Here is a 17,631-nt window from a genome sequence, read left to right on the forward strand (position 1 = left end):
CATGATTGCCTCATTATAAAAAATGAGGTGCAACAATGCATAAGAATATCTTGATTATAGGCGGTACGCGCTTTTTTGGAAAACACTTGGTCAGGCGGCTGTTGGCGCAAGGTCACCGCGTCACTATCGCTACTCGTGGCCAGACACCGGATGACTTTGGCAATGCCGTGCAACGCCTGCGTGTAGACAGGCGAGACAAAGCTGCCATGCATGCCAGCTTTGAGCACAAACGCTACGATCTTATCTATGACCAGATGTGCTACTGCCCGCTGGACGCCGCCATTGCCCTCGATGTATTCGCTGGTAAGACGGGGCGCTATATCATGTCATCCACCATAGAAACCTATCGCCATTTGATGGCAGACATAGTGCGACCTTTGCGTGAAGACGACATTGATCTGGGCCAGGTCAGTGTGGATTATAACTACCCTTGGCGCGACCCTGCCCTGGCCGAAGCCAGCTATGCGGCTGGCAAGTTGCAGGCAGAAGCCGTGCTCATGCAGGATGGCCGCCTGCCTGTTGCCACCCTGCGCATTGCTCATGTGCTGGCTGCGCAAGATGATTTCACAGGCAGGCTGGCCAGCTATGTCAGCAGGGTGCAGCAAGGGCAGGTGTTGACGCACTCACCTGGGGCTGGCCGCTCTTCATTCTTGAATGTGGATGCAATAGTCGATGCCATGCTGTGGGCTGGGGAGGCAGATTTCCTGGGGCCGGTGAACCTGGCTTGCCACGGCGACATGTCCGCCCCGCAGCTGCACCAGCGCATCGCCCGCTTGCTGGGTAAGCCAGGCCTGTTGCAGGTTGCCAGCAATGATGGACAAGAGCACAGCCCCTTTGATTATGCCCATGATTACCTCATGGACACCTCACGCGCACGCAGCCTGGGCCATGTATTTCCTGCGCTGGATGCCAGTCTGGATCAGCTGATCATGGATTTACATGCCCATCTGCAAGCGACTCAGCCAGAGGTTCAAAATGCCTGATCTAGCCAATCTCTTGAGCTTTATCCTGGCATCCTGCTTCGTCATCATCGTGCCTGGCCCAGCCACCTTGCTGGTGGCAGAACTGGCCAGGTTTTCCACACAACGTGCTGCCGTGGCGGTGGCTGGTATCGTGATGGGCGACATCGTACTGATTGCCTTGTCCGCAGCAGAGTTTGCCGTGCTCATGCAAAGCCTGCCCTGGTTGCTGCCAGGCTTGCGCATGCTGGGGGCTGCTTATCTGCTGTATCTGGGTATAGGCTTGCTGTGCAAGCGCAACCTGACAAAGCAACAAGAATCAAAGCCAGCCAGCGCCAGCTTTGTGCGTGGCTTGCTGATTACTATCAGCAACCCCAAGCCCATCCTGTTCTTTTCCACTTTCTTTCCTCTGTATATTCCACCGGCTCAAAGCAGTGCAGTGCAGGGCTTTATCAGATTGGGGGCCTTGTTTGAAGTCATCAATGTGCTGTACTTTATCCTCTTTTGCAGCACGCTCAGGTGGGCTGGAAAACAGTTCGCTCATAGCAGAGTCAGGCATAGCTGGTTGCAGAAAGACGGCATGCAAAAAGTTTGCGGTGCTGGCCTGCTCTTGTGTGGGTTGGGTATGGGCTGGAGTTTGTGAATGGGCTAATGATATGCCAGTGCGCCTGTTTGGTCGTAGAATCTGATATGACCGCCAAAGGGCTTTCGCTGCCTTTTGGGTGTATTTGTCGAAAAGGCATCATTATTCTGGAGAGTGCCATGTACATTGAAAGATACCTGTTGCTGGCATTAATGTTTGGCAGCCCTCTGACTAGGGCCGAGATTCTGGAGACGGTGGATTACATCAAATATCCCGTCAGGCATGAAGTTGGTACATCACTGGCCAGGGCAATCAACTCGGCTACCCCTGTGAGTGTCGGCCATATGAAATACTACAGCCACACCAGATGGGATATGCAGTGGAGATACACCTATGACAAGACTAGTGATCTCCGGACTTGCAAAGTCAAATCCCTCTACGTCACGCTGAAAGCGACCATCACCCTGCCAGAACTCAGCAGCAAGGACGACAAGGTGATTGCACAATTCAATAATTATCTGCAAGCATTGAAAAAACATGAGCTGGGGCATTTGCAGATTGCGCAGGAAGCCGCCAAAAAAATAGAGAGCAATTTGCTTGCGCACCCTGCATTGCCTAGCTGCGAAATACTCAAAGCCGCACTAAATGAAAATGGCTTGGCCTTGACAGAAGAAGCGAAAACGCAAGGCGTGCAATACGATGCCCAAACCCGGCATGGCCAGACCCAGGGCGCATATCTGCCAGATTAAGCTGTTTTGCGAAGACCTCAATATTGTGAGCAAATGCAAGTCTGGTTTGCTGCTCACTAACATGCTGCTATCGTGAGTGTCACCTCATAAAAAACCATCATCATGACTACTATCAGCCATCAGCAAGCCCTGGATAAACTGGCCGCCCGTCAACTGGTGCAAGTCATCGAAGACGATGTCGCCAACCTGGTTTCAGAAGCCATGAGTTATGCCAAGCACGACAAAAAAATGACGGTAGACGGGTATGTGCTGCCCCAATTGCTGGCACGCTGGAATTGTGTGTTGCAAGGGCCAGAAGATGAAGTCAGTTCTGGCTACAAGGATAAAACAGCACTGGCAATGGCGCTGCAATTGCACAAGCATGGCATCGCTGAATCTGCGCTGACAGCGAGTGCCGTGCAAGCGATAGATAACTTGAACGCTGCTGTCGCCCTCAGCGATGCTTTCTTCAGGAATAATGATGCCATCAAAGACTTGTTGGCCAGCCCGCCAGTGGCCTTAAAGAAACGCCCGTCTACTCGCGAGAACCTGACTTTCCTGCGTGCCCAGGATGTGCTCGCTCTACAACTGGGACAGTATTTCTATGCCGCCTATGTGCATGAAATTCGCGGCTTCAACGAATATCCCATCATAGAATTATATGACGGGCGCTTTGACAGCAGGCCGGTGATGGCTGATGTACAGGGTCGTGCAGCCTGGGGGGAAACCTTTAACGATGGGCAGACCCGCATCTCCATGCATGCCGTGTTCGGCATGCGTCATGTGCCTGATCCTGCTAATCAATTCCACCTGATTGCCAGTGGCATCACAACTACCCCAGAGCGTGGCAGCTTGCTGCCTTCGGTGGGCATGTTTACTGTGAGTGATTTGTTTCAATTGCAGACGGTGCTGAAAAAAATAGGCGTCTGATGCACGTTGCCGTATCTGGTACGCCGTGTGCACGGCGTACTTTAAAAATAGATGTTTAACTTGCTCAGCCGTGCTTTTTGACTGCCTGGAACCTGGCTACAAATACAACATCTTCTGCCGTTCTTCCTCAGACAGATTAATATCCCTGGCCTCATAAAACGCAAAAATGGCATCGACGATATTGGCTGGTTCATCGATGAGCTGTACCAGGTAGAGGTCATCCGGGTTGATCATGCCATTGCCCACCATCTGTACCCTGATCCAGTCCAGCAAACCTTGCCAGAAACTGGTGCCGACCAAAATCACCGGGATGTTGCGTGTCTTGCCGGTCTGTATCAGTGTCAATACCTCGCTGACTTCATCCATGGTGCCAAAACCGCCAGGAAAGACCACATAGGCATCGGCATACTTGACAAACGCCACCTTGCGAGCAAAAAAGTGGCGGAAGGACAGGCTGATGTTTTGCCAGGGGTTACTGCGTTGCTCATGTGGCAATTCAATGTTCAGGCCGACTGAGGGCGATGCACCCTCGAAAGCGCCCTTGTTGGCAGCTTCCATGATGCCGGGCCCGCCACCAGAAATCACTGCAAAACCTTCGTCCGACAGCCTGCGCGACAAATCCACACATTTGAGATAATCCGGATGGTCGGGCTTGGTGCGCGCAGACCCAAAAATCGTCACTGCGGGGCGGATCGAAGAAAGCCGCTCGGTGGACTCGATAAATTCTGCCATAATCGTGAACATATGCCATGATTCCCGCGCTTTCAGCGAAGTTGCTTTTTCCTGATCGATAATCTGGCGCAACCTCGTTACATCTTTTCTGTTTCCGTTCATATGCAAAATACTCTCTTGTTAGTTGATGGCTCAAGCTATCTGTACCGCGCCTTCCATGCCCTGCCTGACCTGCGTAATGCACAAGGGGAGCCGACTGGTGCCATACACGGCATGATCAATATGTTACGCCGTTTGCGTACTGATTACCCGGCAGCATACATCGCCTGTGTGTTTGACGCCAAAGGAAAGACCTTCCGCGACGACCTGTATGCAGAATACAAGGCCCAGCGTGCGCCCATGCCCGACGACCTGCGGCTGCAGATAGAACCCATACACATCGCCGTCAAGGCCATGGGCTGGCCTATCCTGATGGTGGAAGGGGTAGAGGCTGATGACGTCATAGGCACGCTGGCAGTAGAAGCTACCAAGCTGGGCATGAACACCATCGTCTCTACCGGCGACAAGGACCTGGCGCAACTGGTCAATGCCAATGTCACCCTGATCAATACCATGAGCAATGAAAAGCTCGACGAGCCCGGCGTGCTGACCAAATTTGGCGTGCCACCGAACCGCATCATCGATTACCTGACACTAATAGGCGATACCGTCGATAACGTGCCTGGCGTCGCCAAATGCGGCCCCAAGACTGCCGTCAAATGGCTGACAGAATATGACAGCCTTGATGGTGTCATCGCCAATGCCGACAAGATCAAGGGCGTGGTCGGCGACAACCTGCGCAGTGCGCTGGAATGGCTGCCACAAGGCCGCGTATTGATCACCGTAAAAACCGATTGTGACCTGACCGGGCACTACACGTCCATACAAGACAGCCTGGTCGCGAAAGAAGAAGACAAGACCGAACTGGTCGGCTTTGCTGGCCGCTGGGGCTTCAAGACCTGGTTGCGCGAACTGACTGGCGATGCTACCGCAGGCGCGACACCGCTGCCCGCGGCCAAAGCGGCCACCAGTGGCGGTAATTCTGTACAAGGTGGGTTGTTCAATGATGATGCAGCAGACGCTGACAAGCCCGCCGCGCCAGTCCAGCAGAATTATGAAACGGTATTGACCGAAGCCGCACTGGATGAATGGCTGGCCCGCATCAACGCTGCGACGCTGACATCGGTGGATACAGAAACCACCTCGCTGGAACCGATGACGGCGCAACTGGTTGGCATCTCGTTGTGCTGTGAAGTAGGGCATGCAGCCTACATACCTGTTGCCCACAACTACCCAGGCGCGCCCGATCAATTGCCCAAGGCCCTGGTTCTGGACAAACTCAGGCCCTGGCTGGAAGACGATAGCAAAGCCAAGGTCGGCCAAAACCTGAAATACGATAGCCACATCTTCTCCAACCAGGGCGTGCAATTGCGCGGCATAGCGCATGACACCCTGCTTGAATCCTATGTTTTTGAATCCCACAAATCGCATGACATGGACAGCCTCGCCATGCGCCACCTTGGCAAGAAAACCATCAGCTTTGAAGAAGTCTGCGGCAAGGGCGCAAGCCAGATCTGCTTTGACCAGGTAGACATAGAACGTGCCACCGCCTACGCGGCTGAAGACGCCGACATCACCCTGCAACTGCATCTTGCCATGTGGCCAGAGATAGAGCCGGATGCCAATCTGCTGCGCGTCTATCGTGAGATAGAAATACCCACCTCGGTCGTGCTGCAAAAGGTAGAACGCAATGGTGTGCACATCAACAAAGACTTGCTGGAAACGCAGTCGCATGAAATCGGCATACGCCTGCTGGAGCTGGAACAAAAGGCTTACGAGCTGGCAGAGCAGCCTTTCAATTTGAATTCACCCAAACAGCTGGGCGAGATTTTCTTTGGCAAGCTGGGCCTGCCTGTCGTCAAGAAAACACCTTCCGGCGCACCATCGACCGATGAAGAAGTCTTGCAAAAACTGGCCGAGGATTATCCTCTGCCCAAGGTCTTGCTTGAATACCGTGGCCTGGCAAAACTCAAGTCCACCTATACCGACAAATTGCCCAAGATGGTCAACGCCAGCACAGGCCGCGTCCACACCAATTATGCACAAGCCGTGGCCGTCACTGGCCGCCTGTCATCGAATGACCCCAATTTGCAAAACATCCCCGTACGCACCGCAGAAGGCCGCCGCATACGTGAGGCCTTTGTGGCGGGGCCAGGCAATGTCATCATCTCTGCCGACTATTCGCAAATCGAATTGCGCATCATGGCTCACATCTCTGGTGATGCCAGCCTGCTGGCTGCCTTTGCCAATGGCGAAGATATCCACCGCGCCACCGCCTCAGAGATTTTTGCCGTGCCACTGACAGAAGTAACGAGTGAGCAACGCCGCTACGCCAAGGTCATCAACTTTGGCCTCATCTATGGCATGAGCGCATTTGGCTTGGCCAGTAACCTCGGCATTGAACGCAGCGCCGCACAAAGCTACATCGACAAGTACTTCCAGCGCTACCCCGGCGTCGCCCAATACATGGCCGACACCCGCACCAAGGCCAAGGCCCACGGCTATGTGGAAACCGTCTTCGGCCGCCGCCTGTGGCTGGCCGAAATCAATTCCCCCAACGGCCCCCGCCGCGCCGGTGCAGAACGCGCAGCGATCAACGCCCCCATGCAAGGCACCGCCGCCGACCTCATCAAACTCGCCATGATTGCAGTGCAAAACTGGCTGGAAACAGACAAACTGCAATCCAGAATGATCATGCAGGTACACGATGAACTGGTACTCGAAGTGCCGCAAGCCGAGCTGGAACTGGTCAAACAAAAATTGCCTGAACTGATGGCAAATGTAGCGAAGCTGGATGTGCCTTTACTTGCTGAAGTTGGTGTGGGTGGGAATTGGGAAGAAGCGCATTGAGGGGGGGAAGTGCTGCTTGTTTTCGTACGTTGGGCTGGGCCTCGCCAGCCTACGCTTCACCAGCCCAACACTGTACCTTAAATCACAGACGTGACGGAATGCGGAGTGCAATAGATGTGTGCTTCAGATGGGTATGTACGTTTATATGCTAGGGCATCCAGTTGGCTTAATCATGCATTTAATTTCAAATGAGTATTATGAGCGAATCACCAGATGAAAAGGATACTGCGAAAAGCGACGAGGAAAACGCGGTAGGCGCCATCGTAAAATTGACACTTGCTTGTTTGGCTTATGGTTTGCTCGTATATTGGGCTTGGACCGATGTTGGCTCAAGTGGGCAGACCACGAGCCTAGGTTCTTTTCTGATGTTCTTGTTTCCCGAAATTTTGTGGTTTGTATTTTTCGGTATATTGATTATTGTTGGAGGAGTGACATTGATAATACGGTTCATCCGAAAGATATTCTCTAGACTGTAGATTGGGTCGGGCTTTGCTAGGCTACGTTTCATCAACCCAACACGGGGCCTCAGATTACGCACGTTTTCGAATACGATTTGAGCATATCTGAGTTTTAGATGAGAACCTGCAGCGCACCGAGTCGTGGATTTCATTTCAAATTGGCATCATGAATGAATCACCCAATAATAAGGAAAATACACTTCACAAGTAAAATAAAAGCATGAATGTAGAAATAATCAAGCAATCCATTATCCAAGCAAAATGGTTTTCGCAAATAGGAAATTGTTTTCCGGGCGATGGCATGCTAGCAGTCCCGAATTTGCAAGCGTGGCTTACAAAAATTTTCAATTCCGACATAGGCGAACGTGAAGCATGCATCGCTGCCAACATGGATTGGCTGCCAAGCAGTATCACTGATAGTGACCCAATACACGGAAGCGCCTTACGTAATTATCTCGAAGAAAATCAGATTGATTATCGTCCCGTCCTCAAAGAAATCAGTCAGCTTTGCATAAAATCCTTGCGTATTGTTGCCGATGATGCCATCACCTGCGGTCCCCACAATTTCACAAAAGCCGCAAAGGATGCAGCCTTGTATTGTGCGCGTATCGCAGCAATGGAAAGCATGGCCAACAAACCTGGTCGCTGGTGTGACTTGCTCACTCTGTACGAGGGTGGATACTGGCCTTGTGGCTTGATGCCAAACGGAAGCCTTGTTGTATTTTGAAGTAATTATCATCTGGACTACATGCATTACCTCATCCTGGCACTAACCCTCATTATCCCGCTGCTCATCATCGCCGGTATCGTTTATCTCTACAAAAAACTCTCACGTCGTACATTTGTATTATTAGCGTTGACGGTAACAGGAGGCCCCTACCTGGCTTACAAGCTATATGAGCGCCAGTTCATGCTGGAGGCTGTGCCGGATGCATTGGGGGTTACCTCGATTGCCTACCAAAATGAAGAATCCTGGGGATTCGGGCCGGGCGGGAATGAGTCGGGGATGAGGCTGTATCCTTTGCCAGACGCTACTGCGCAGCTTATCAAGAAGCGTGGTATCGACTTCTTCAAGGACATGCCAGCGAACCAGAACCAGCAAAGCCGCGACTGGCGTGGTAGCTATGAAAACTGGGCTGTCACTCCCATTGCGCCTACAGAATCCTGGACAGTGAATAAAGAATCCGGGCGCATGGATATTGATGATTACATTTGCACCTATGGATTTTGCCTCACCATCAAGCCCTCAGTGGCAGCTGAGGCGAATGCCATCATCAACAGCCCAGGCAGTTATTATGCCTATGGGCGGGTAGGCCTGATCGTGGTCAGCCCGGAAAAGACGCTGGTGCTGTATTTGTACAATGGCTAGATTAGCGCAGGCTACTTCGCATTCACCAGCCCGCTCAACACCACATGCCGGTCTTTCTCGCGCAAGCGCTGGATGTTTTGGTACAGGGCGATCGAGGCTTCGCATTGCAATTCAGGTTGTTTGTTGAAGGCTGACAGATCTTGCGTCACTCGCTGGTGCAGCGGGCTCATGAAGTTCATCAGCTTGCTTGCGGCCTTGGCAAATTCTGGTGAGTTCATGGCATAGCTGGTGCCATTTTCTGTGGCGCTCAAGACTTTTTCCATGAGGGCGCGGTCGCGAATAATAATGCTTCTCGGCAGAGTGCGGTGAATGTTGAGCTGGCCTTTGATGAATTTGGCACAGGCGTCTGGACTGACATCTCTGGCTGCCTTCAATTGATCAAGGAGCAGGATGCCATATTCGGCGACATAGGCATCTGGTGCTGACTTCAGCGCGCTGATGTATGCATTTTTGAGTGGCAACTGTAAAGCAGTTTGCAAAGCTTGCTGGTCAGCCCCTTGCAGTTTCATCTTCCATATCTGGTTGCCGAGTTCCTCCATTTTTCCAGGGTGACGTTGTTCGTAGATACGCCACATTCTGTTATCGCGTAGTGCTTGCAAGAGGTCATCGCGGGTGTGCATGTCAGAGAAGAGTGTAGAGCCGGCCTCGCCGCCAAGTGAGGTGCGGGTGATGACGCCGGCGTCCAGCAATTCTTCCCGGCTTGGGTACCACATGTCTTCTGAACTGGTTCTGCCGATCCGCTGGACGAACTTTTCGGGAAGATTGGCTTGTCGATATCTGTTCAACATGGCCTGGGTCGCCAACTCTTTTTCATTTCCATGGATACCAGGGAAACTGGGTTGATGAAAGCCTATGCTGGCGTTGGGTGTCGCAGCACGATCCTGGCCTGCCAGGAAAATATAGGTGCAGGCACTTGCGCATTGCTCTTCAACGTAGGTATTTAGCCCCCTCGCTTTGAGCAGGTCGGCAATTTTCTGTGCTTCCAGCAGGCGGCCACCAGGTGAATTCAAAATGATGGTTTTGACCTGCGGGCTGGCTTTGATGAATTCTGCAAAGCTGGTACTGCTACCTTCACCCAGCGTTCCCCTTAGTGTCAGCATGTCGCCTTGAGCTGAACCTGTGATGGTGACCTTGGGCATGCTGTCATTGCCGCTGGCGATCAGGAAAAGTTCCTGCATTTTGGGGAGATGAGAATCAACGGCCGTGGTCGCCATGGCGACCATGCCGAGCACGACCGATAGTTGCGCCAGTATGGCAAGCCAGCCAGAGCCGCCTCTGGTTATATGCTTGCTGGCAGAACGGGCGATGCCAACCATAGACCACAGCCAGATCAGGCTGGCGACAAAAAAACAGAAAATAATGGCGCTAGCCAGTGCACGTAGCGAGATGCCTGACTTTTCCAGTACACTGATGATGCCAATGGCGACTATACCCAAGACGATATTACCCAGGAGTACGCCATTGATCCAGTAGGACTGGGCCAGTGACATATTGCCGCGCCAGTGTGCCAGCATGTAGTTAGTCTTTTGACGTACATCCTGTGCCACGCTGGTCACGTCGACATCATGCGAGCTTGCTGTTGCCATGCTACCGGCATTGACGGCTGCCTGCTCTACCTTAAGCTTGATGTCCTGAATTTTTTTATCAAAAGCAAAGAAATTCAACATCAAGGGTAAGCCATAGATAAGGCCAAGTCCTAGAACCATGACGATATCAAGCTGCTGTCCTGATGCTACGAAAACGACGACAAAGAGCAGGGCAATCACCAGGCTGATGAAGCCATATCTCTTGGCAAAACGCAGGCGGCGCAAAGTGCTATGACTGGAGAGGGCAAGCCATGGAACAAAATAAAATGACAGGATCAGGAAAACGCCAAAAAGTGCACCGACAGCTTCAGCGCTGTTACTGTACTGGGTTTTTGAAAAAGTAAAGGACGTCGAGAGACCCAGAAGTAGCATGAGTACCAGATTGGTGATGCGCATAAGCTTGATCATGGGGAGTGCGGGCTAGTGTTCTGAGTTATTGTTGATGGCCGTGTTTCTGTTCATAATTTTCATTTCGTATTTGACTAAACGATTGCGCCAGGGTAGCCCGGACATTCTTATTTCTTCCCGTCCGGCTTGCCCTGTTCCTGTTCCTGTTCCAGTTGCAAGTCTGGCAGATAACTGGCAGCGACGATATCAATGAAACGTCCCAGGCTTGCTCCTGAGCGGTTTGTCAGGACGATGATCGTCAAACCTGGTTCAACGAAGCGGCTGAATTGTGTCGTGAAACCCTGCCATGCGCCATCGTGATCAAGTATGGTGTACTGCTTCAACTTGGACATTCCCCAGCCGTAGCCATATGGATAGCTGCCGCCCTTGTTGAGTTTGACCGGTGTCCAACTGGCTTGCTTCATGCTGGTGCTGAGGATTTGCCCACCTTGCAGGCCAATATCCCACAAGGCCAGGTCATGTGCAGTCAGATACAAGCTGCCATCAGCCGTGGCGTTCAGGCTGGGGGATACCCAGTCCTGATTTTTGTATTGCCCGTCCACCACGTCGTAACCAGCCGCCCTGTGCATGATCAGATCACGTTCACTGATGATGCGTGTGCTCATGCCCAGCGGCTGGAAAATTCTTTCCCTTAGCTGCTCACCATAAAACTTGCCGCCAACCTGATTGCAGATAAAGCCCAGTAAATGATAGCCGGTATTACTGTATGACCATTTCTCACCTGGCTGAAACAGAAGCGGCACCGAGGCGGCAATCCTGATCAAATCCTGATCGCGGTAATCTTTGCGGTAATTGATTTTTTCTTCGGCATCGCGCAGGCCCGAGGTATGGTTCAGCAAATGATGGATGCGGATATTTTTCCAGCTGGCAGGTGTATTCTTTAAATACTTGGATACCGGATCATTGAGTTTGAGCTTGCCATCCTTTTCCAGCAAGAGCACCAGTGCAGCAGTAAATTGTTTGCCGACGGAGCCTGACTGGAAGATGGTCTTTTCGCTGACCGCCACCTGATGCTCCAGATTGGCCCAGCCATATCCTTGCTCACGCACGATTTTTCCATCTTTGACCACTGCCAGACCAAGACCAGGTATTTGCTGACGCTGCATTTCCGCCTGTATGGCCTCATCCAGTACGTCTGCATGGGCAGGGCTGGAAAAGAGGAATACGCTGGCAATTGCCAGGGATGATATGTGACGCAAATTAGTAAACATGAGATTCAACACAACTCAATCCAGCCCGCAGATAAACAAATGAAAACGCCTGCCAAAGCTCCCAATAGCAGGCCAGCGAAAACAAGCAGGGCTTTGTACAAAATTTGCCATAATGTGAGAGATGGCTGTGTTACTGTTTGCTGATTAATATCCAGTGTTATTGTTGAGCTGTCGCTCATGATTTACCTCCATCACCGCGGGTAGCGATACGTTTTTTTATCAAGCCCTCGAGGTCATCTGCCTTTAGTCCGGCGGATTTGACTGCGGCCATTATGGTGGCGGCGTCCAGGCCGCCAGTACGCGATGCTTCGACCAGGCTCCAGGTGCGGGCAGCGCGGCTGCCACTGCGGCAATAGAGTAATATCTGGCCCTGGTTTTTTGCCAGGGCTTGCTGCAAGGCAGTCACGCTGGTATCCGGGATGTCGCCATGCGGTATGGGGATGTAAGTAAACTTCAGCCCGGCAGCCTGCGCCTCTTTTTCGATAGCGGCTGCACTTGGCTGGCCGGCTACTTCGCCGTCCGGGCGCATGGCGATAATCGACTGTATGCCTTGCTGCTTGAATGCTGCAATACTTTGCGGCGTGATTTGTTCCGTGACACGGATATCCCCATGCAGATGGCGGGTTGTCGGTGCAGGAGCTACTGCAGCGGCGGTAGTCGTGTTCAGACGCGAATAGAGTGCCATGCCAACAATCGTCAGCGCACCGGCAAGTAGGGAGATCGCAAAAAGAGCTTTATTGCCAGGTAATTTCATGAAAATATTCTTGCCTGTTTCAGATAGCTCAAGCATAACATGCTGACGTAGTAAAATTCACGGGTCTGAATTGTCACTGTCTATTTTCCTTGCCTGAAGCCACCCATGCCAAAATCCACCGCCGTTTTGTTTGCCTTGTGTTGCACCTTGTTGTTACCTTTCACGGTGCAAGCCGAGCCTGATTTGATTATCCTGGTGCGCCATGCTGAAAAATCGGCGGACAATCTGGCTGACCCCAGCTTGTCTGCACTTGGCCAGGCGCGGGCGCAGGCCCTTGCAATAGCTTTGCAACACAGTGCTGTCAGCAACATCTTCACCACCCAATTCAAACGCACGCGTGAAACCGCGTTGCCGCTGGCGCAGGCCAGGGGCATCACACCGCAAGTGCTGGGGGCAAAACGCGGTGCCGAGCATATCAATGAAGTTGTGGCTGCGGTGCGTGCCAGCACTGGCGTGGTGCTGGTAGTAGGGCACAGCAATACTGTGCCTGCCATTGCCAGCGCTCTGGGTGCGCCCGCCATGAAAGACTTTTGTGAAAGCAGTTTCAGCCATCTGCTGCTGTTGCGCCCGACAGCGCAGGGTGTGTATATGGTGCAAAGTCGTTATGGCGTAGCTGAAGCCAGTAGCACCGATGCTAACTGCCAATGATGACATTAACATCCTTTCCGACAGAAACAACGAGGAGCAAGCATGACTAAGTCTGCCACATTGCCGCGCTGGTCCATCATCATGCCTTTTGCTACCTGGATTGTTCTGGGTGGCGGCTTGTTGATCACTGCACAGCTTTATGTCGTTCTGCTAACCATTGCCTTGTTTGGCGGTGTGCTGACCGCTGTCTATCATGCTGAGGTGGTTGCACACAAGATAGGCGAACCCTTTGGCACGCTCTTGCTGGCTCTGGCCGTCACGCTGATAGAAGTTGCCCTGATCGTCTCGCTGATGCTAGCAGGTGGTGAAGCCACGTCCGGCCTGGCGCGTGATACCGTGTTTGCTGCCATCATGATTATTCTCAATGGCATTATCGGCCTGTGTTTGCTGGCTGGTGCCAGCCTCCACAAGGAGCAAAGTTTCAGCTTGCAAGGTGCCAGCACTTCACTGGCAACGCTGGCGGCACTGGCCGTACTGACTTTGGTTCTGCCAAATTTCACTTCGACTGTGCACGGGCCGGTCTACAGCCCAAGTCAACTTGCTTTCATCGCTGTTGTCTCTCTGGTCTTGTATGGTACTTTTGTACTGGTGCAAACTGTACGTCACCGCGATTATTTTTTGCCTGAAGAAGCTGTCGCTGATGAAGAGGTACATGCAGTCCTGCCCAGTAATGCCGTGGCCTGGACCAGTGCCGGTTTGCTGATGCTGTGCCTGGGCGTAGTCGTGTTGCTGGCCAAGTCCCTGGCCCCCACGCTGGAGCATGCAGTCGCTGCGGCTGGTGCGCCCCAGGCCCTGGTGGGTATCATCATCGCCATCGTGGTGTTGTTGCCTGAAGGCGTAGCGGCATTTCGCGCGGCCCGCGCCAACCGTCTGCAAACCAGTATCAACCTGGCGCTGGGTTCTGCCCTCGCCAGCATAGGCTTGACGATACCGGTGGTGGCCGTGATTTCACTGAGCACAGGCTGGTCACTGACACTGGGTCTGGATGCCAAGTCCATGATCCTGCTGTTACTGTCGCTGATGATTACCACCATCTCACTGGGGACAGGGCGCACGACCATCATGCAGGGCACTATCCATTGCGTGATTTTTGCAGTGTATTTGTTTACCACGATCGTGCCGTGAAGGTGGTGCTTACATCAGCCAGTAGGGTGCGCCATGCGCACCATCACTGAAAAAATACCAGAAAAATATTATGCATATTAACTTCCTGCAAGCAGCACAATACGAGTCGACGATAGATCTGTTGTACGACATAGGCACGCATTACAACGGCGCGCATGCTGCTACGCGTGAAGTCGTCAAAGCCCATTTTATGTCGCAACTGCTCGCTGCTGATTCAGCCGTGCGCATTGTTGTTGCCATGCGTGATGATGGCATGGTCACAGGTTTGATCGCGATCACGATTTTCCATTCATTCGTCAATCCTGTGGCGGGAGAAAGTGGACAATTATTTATCAAAGAGTTGTATGTGCACTCAAACGCCCGGCGCACAGGCGTGGGAGAAGCACTCATGCAATGGGCTGCCAGGTATGCACTCAACAATGGCTGCGCGCGCATGGACTGGCATGTCATGGCATACAACGACAAGGCCCGGAATTTCTATGAAAGCCTGGGCGCGGCGCATGTCGCTGAAAGATTACATTATCGACTGGATGGCGAGAACCTTGCCAGGCTGGGGAGTCTGACGAATCTGAATAAAGGAGATGAAAGCACATAGATAGTGAATCATGTCCTATGGTGTGCACGGCGCCATCAGCATTGGTCAGGCTTGTTGCGGGTCTCCAGTAAAGCGTAGCCGCCAGCTACGCTTTTCAATCTTGCGGATATTGTCTGCCAGTTTCAGTTCTTGCAGATAGAGCATGACGTGCTTGAGTTCACGGTCTTGCAAATCGCCTTCAAACATATTGATGCGAACCAGGTTGCCATAATTGCGGCGCAGTTTTTTTGGGGTGTCATCCAGCATGATGATATGCTCAAGCCGGTAACCACGGCGTTTGACTTTTTGCAGGTTCTTGACCCATTCAAAATCCTGATATTCAGGATTGAACACGCGCGTACAGCGCTGCCTGGCCCAGATAAATTTCAGTGGCGGTTCTTCGCCAAACAAATGCCTGACGATGATGGCGGCATAATCTTCCGAAGCCGAAGTCCAGACGGCGCACTCAAAATGTTCCAGGCAAAATGCGATGAATTCCCTCACATGCGGACGCAGATAGACGTGATAGGAAAAGAACTGAAAATCAGCTTCATCGCCGAGTTGTTGTTCAGTCGCATAGATCAGGGTTTCATCAAGATCGAGTATCAGTAATTTCTTGTTCATGCATGTCCAGCACTTGAACACCTAAGCTCAGAGTGCGTTACTTGTTAATCAATAATGCAATATAGCAGCAAGGTTGTCACCGTGGCTGGTGCGTGATAATTACTAAACTGAATTTTGCATAAAAAAGGTAGAAGCGCAGTAAGTGCTTGATAGCATGGGAGTTGGCCGGGAAAACAAGCGGCATTCACTATTCTCATCCGGGTATACTTTATCCGACCTACATCTTCAGGCGTGTATCTATTTCTTACACCCCATCTGCTTGCGCAATTTTCCCATGTCACTGGCGGACGTTGATTTGACGATGTCTTCAGAAATATGGCCATATTCTTCACGCATAAGACTGAAGTGATTTTTACTGTCGGGTGCCAGAAACCAGACCACATAGCCGCAGGTAACCGGGGCAATGCTGTGTTTTGTTTCATAGTCTACGGCGATATAGGTGCCAGGCTGTGATGAATTGACAGGGTTGTCATAAACGGTGACGCGCCACAGATCACGTGACACCAGCTTACCGATTTTTGCCTGGTAAGCGGTAGCGAGGGCTTGCCACTCTTCTGGATTAATGGTGGCTTTCATGCTTGGACTAAGCATGTTATAGGCGGTTTCGTAGTAAGCGTTTTCTTTGGCAGACAGATAGGCAGTGGTCAGTTTCTTGCCTTCTATCTTGAGTTTGAATTCTTGATCGCTGTCTATTTTTCTGACGGTGGGAGTGGCGCCTTTAGGACGCGTTGGCAAATCAGCTACACAGTTCAACATTTGTATCATATGGAAAACCGGTGTTTCTTCAGCAGATTTTTGCGCTGTCAGGTTTTCTGATCCCGAAAATTTATACTTACCATATTGCGGTATCTTGCCTGCGCACAGGGTTGACGCCGGATCTGACATCATGACTTGTGCCTGATCCACAGTCAGGCTGATGTCGCTGGTGAGCGTCAGTTCGAACTCAGTGGCAGATATTTTTTTAAAAGCCAGATCCGCCGCGATAGCAGTGCTGGAGAGCAGAAAAAAGCTGAGGATGGTGGCAAGGTGTGAAAGCGTCATGGTTGTTTGCGATGTGAAGTAATGCCGCAACGATACGGGATATGTTCGCATTTAACAACCAAGGATAAGGCAGGTGTTTCTGTAGCACTACGCCTGACATGTTTGACTCAGGATTGATTTTAGATTTGTTGATGTATAACGCTTGCTGCACTGTAAATCGCTGCCACTATGCAGTACTTGCTTGAATTCAGAGCATGCTTAACAGCATTTCTGATGAGCAAGGTTAATTCCTTCGTTTGCACCGAAAAGCGATAAGGACAGATACTCATGGGCAAATGCAATAATGTGGGTCTCAATGACTAATTGTGATGCGTCTGAACAGATAGAATGGCAAAAAAACAGATTGAGATAGTCATCTTCTTTAGTTCCACGTTTTCCTTTTCCTCCTGTTTGGCATAGTTGTTATTCAAAGGCTAGCTGCTTGCGCACAGGCAGGTCCATAAATCAGGTGGAAACCAACAACTGCACGGCTGGCATTGCATGCATTAGTGACGCTGTCACTGGGATGTGAGTGTAAGTGTGTGTACTCGCATCAAGAAAGTAAACTTGAATAATGACAGTATAACTGTTATAAATAACTGTATGAATACTTCTTCTGATGAAATAGACAGCAGCTATCTGCTTCCTGAACTTTGTTTGATGGCGGAGATGTCCGTACGCACGGTGCGTTACTACATGCAGATAGGTCTGGTCAGCAAACCTGAGGGCGGGACGCGGGCGGCGCGTTATGGAGCGCAGCATCTCGAACAATTGTTGCTGATCAAGAAGTGGAGTTCTGCGGGGGTATCACTGGAGCGCATACGTGAATTGCTGCATGGCGCACCTGCCCCGGTGGAGATGAAACAACAGCAAATCGGGTCGATTTCTGTTTGCACGCATTTGACTGTTGCGCACGGTGTAGAGCTGGTGATCGATGCCAGCAAGGCAGGTTGGACCCCGGAGCAGCTCAGGGAATTCGTCAGACAGGCAATTGAATTGGCAGAACGGATGAAAACCAGCCAGGACACATGAG

General features: G+C 51.7%; 18 protein-coding genes. 11 read left to right on the plus strand and 7 right to left on the minus strand.

The features are described from left to right. Positions 1 to 35 precede the first annotated feature (35 nt). From Q8K39_RS01455 to Q8K39_RS01470, 4 genes are all read left to right on the plus strand, one after another. Positions 36 to 983: an NAD-dependent epimerase/dehydratase family protein gene (locus tag Q8K39_RS01455; protein ID WP_305258011.1), complete on the plus strand. Its 948-nt coding sequence runs from the start codon at positions 36 to 38 to the stop codon at positions 981 to 983. Next, positions 976 to 1,602, plus strand: coding sequence for a LysE family translocator (locus tag Q8K39_RS01460; protein ID WP_305258012.1), 627 nt, complete (start codon positions 976 to 978; stop codon positions 1,600 to 1,602). The genes Q8K39_RS01455 and Q8K39_RS01460 overlap by 8 nt, the downstream gene beginning before the upstream one ends. Positions 1,603 to 1,721: 119 nt before the next feature. Continuing rightward, positions 1,722 to 2,291 carry a DUF922 domain-containing protein gene (locus Q8K39_RS01465; RefSeq protein WP_305258013.1) on the plus strand — a complete coding sequence of 190 codons (570 nt, stop codon included), beginning with the start codon at positions 1,722 to 1,724 and terminating at the stop codon, positions 2,289 to 2,291. Positions 2,292 to 2,393: 102 nt separating this feature from the next. After that, entirely contained in the window at positions 2,394 to 3,200 is an 807-nt protein-coding gene (locus tag Q8K39_RS01470) for a hypothetical protein (RefSeq protein ID WP_305258014.1), read from the plus strand. A gap of 96 nt (positions 3,201 to 3,296) precedes the next feature. Here Q8K39_RS01470 and Q8K39_RS01475 read toward each other — a convergent pair whose 3' ends face one another. Continuing rightward, on the minus strand, positions 3,297 to 4,034 hold the full coding sequence (locus tag Q8K39_RS01475; protein WP_186956254.1) for a TIGR00730 family Rossman fold protein: 738 nt from the start codon (positions 4,032 to 4,034) through the stop codon (positions 3,297 to 3,299). Here Q8K39_RS01475 and polA point away from each other — a divergent pair, their 5' ends adjacent. The 3 genes from polA to Q8K39_RS01490 all read left to right on the plus strand — a co-directional run bounded on the left by polA (position 4,035) and on the right by Q8K39_RS01490 (position 8,648). Continuing rightward, entirely contained in the window at positions 4,035 to 6,821 is a 2,787-nt protein-coding gene (polA, locus tag Q8K39_RS01480; RefSeq protein WP_305258015.1) for a DNA polymerase I, read from the plus strand. 678 nt (positions 6,822 to 7,499) lie between these two features. Further along, positions 7,500 to 8,006, plus strand: coding sequence for a hypothetical protein (locus Q8K39_RS01485; RefSeq protein WP_305258016.1), 507 nt, complete (start codon positions 7,500 to 7,502; stop codon positions 8,004 to 8,006). 21 nt (positions 8,007 to 8,027) lie between these two features. Then, positions 8,028 to 8,648, plus strand: a complete 621-nt coding sequence (locus tag Q8K39_RS01490; protein ID WP_305258017.1) for a hypothetical protein — start codon at positions 8,028 to 8,030, stop codon at positions 8,646 to 8,648. A gap of 11 nt (positions 8,649 to 8,659) precedes the next feature. On the opposite strand, the gene Q8K39_RS01495 is transcribed toward Q8K39_RS01490, so the two are convergent. The 4 genes from Q8K39_RS01495 to Q8K39_RS01510 all read right to left on the minus strand — a co-directional run bounded on the left by Q8K39_RS01495 (position 8,660) and on the right by Q8K39_RS01510 (position 12,607). Next, positions 8,660 to 10,642, minus strand: a complete 1,983-nt coding sequence (locus Q8K39_RS01495) for an ATP-dependent Clp protease proteolytic subunit (protein WP_305258018.1) — start codon at positions 10,640 to 10,642, stop codon at positions 8,660 to 8,662. Between the two features lie 107 nt (positions 10,643 to 10,749). After that, positions 10,750 to 11,853 (minus strand): serine hydrolase, encoded by a 1,104-nt coding sequence (locus Q8K39_RS01500; protein WP_305258019.1) that lies wholly within the window; start codon positions 11,851 to 11,853, stop codon positions 10,750 to 10,752. Between the two features lie 5 nt (positions 11,854 to 11,858). Continuing rightward, positions 11,859 to 12,032, minus strand: coding sequence for a hypothetical protein (locus Q8K39_RS01505; RefSeq protein WP_305258020.1), 174 nt, complete (start codon positions 12,030 to 12,032; stop codon positions 11,859 to 11,861). Further along, positions 12,029 to 12,607: a TIGR01244 family sulfur transferase gene (locus Q8K39_RS01510; RefSeq protein ID WP_186956245.1), complete on the minus strand. Its 579-nt coding sequence runs from the start codon at positions 12,605 to 12,607 to the stop codon at positions 12,029 to 12,031. The genes Q8K39_RS01505 and Q8K39_RS01510 overlap by 4 nt, the downstream gene beginning before the upstream one ends. Before the next feature lie 105 nt (positions 12,608 to 12,712). On the opposite strand from Q8K39_RS01510, the gene Q8K39_RS01515 reads away from it, so the two are divergent. The 3 genes from Q8K39_RS01515 (at position 12,713) to Q8K39_RS01525 (ending at position 14,975) form a co-directional block, all read left to right on the plus strand. Continuing rightward, positions 12,713 to 13,255, plus strand: coding sequence for a phosphoglycerate mutase family protein (locus tag Q8K39_RS01515; RefSeq protein WP_305258021.1), 543 nt, complete (start codon positions 12,713 to 12,715; stop codon positions 13,253 to 13,255). Between the two features lie 42 nt (positions 13,256 to 13,297). Then, positions 13,298 to 14,380, plus strand: coding sequence for a calcium:proton antiporter (locus Q8K39_RS01520; RefSeq protein WP_305258022.1), 1,083 nt, complete (start codon positions 13,298 to 13,300; stop codon positions 14,378 to 14,380). A gap of 70 nt (positions 14,381 to 14,450) precedes the next feature. After that, positions 14,451 to 14,975 (plus strand): N-acetyltransferase, encoded by a 525-nt coding sequence (locus tag Q8K39_RS01525; protein ID WP_305258023.1) that lies wholly within the window; start codon positions 14,451 to 14,453, stop codon positions 14,973 to 14,975. Between the two features lie 45 nt (positions 14,976 to 15,020). Here Q8K39_RS01525 and Q8K39_RS01530 read toward each other — a convergent pair whose 3' ends face one another. Then, positions 15,021 to 15,578 carry an HAD family hydrolase gene (locus Q8K39_RS01530; RefSeq protein ID WP_305258024.1) on the minus strand — a complete coding sequence of 186 codons (558 nt, stop codon included), beginning with the start codon at positions 15,576 to 15,578 and terminating at the stop codon, positions 15,021 to 15,023. Positions 15,579 to 15,815: 237 nt separating this feature from the next. Further along, positions 15,816 to 16,619 carry a DUF4019 domain-containing protein gene (locus Q8K39_RS01535; protein ID WP_305258025.1) on the minus strand — a complete coding sequence of 268 codons (804 nt, stop codon included), beginning with the start codon at positions 16,617 to 16,619 and terminating at the stop codon, positions 15,816 to 15,818. A gap of 582 nt (positions 16,620 to 17,201) precedes the next feature. On the opposite strand from Q8K39_RS01535, the gene Q8K39_RS01540 reads away from it, so the two are divergent. Continuing rightward, positions 17,202 to 17,630 carry a MerR family transcriptional regulator gene (locus Q8K39_RS01540; RefSeq protein WP_305258026.1) on the plus strand — a complete coding sequence of 143 codons (429 nt, stop codon included), beginning with the start codon at positions 17,202 to 17,204 and terminating at the stop codon, positions 17,628 to 17,630. Position 17,631 lies beyond the last annotated feature (1 nt).

Origin of the sequence: Undibacterium sp., assembly GCF_030683615.1 — a bacterium.
GTDB classification, from domain to species: Bacteria; Pseudomonadota; Gammaproteobacteria; order Burkholderiales; family Burkholderiaceae_D; genus Undibacterium; species Undibacterium umbellatum.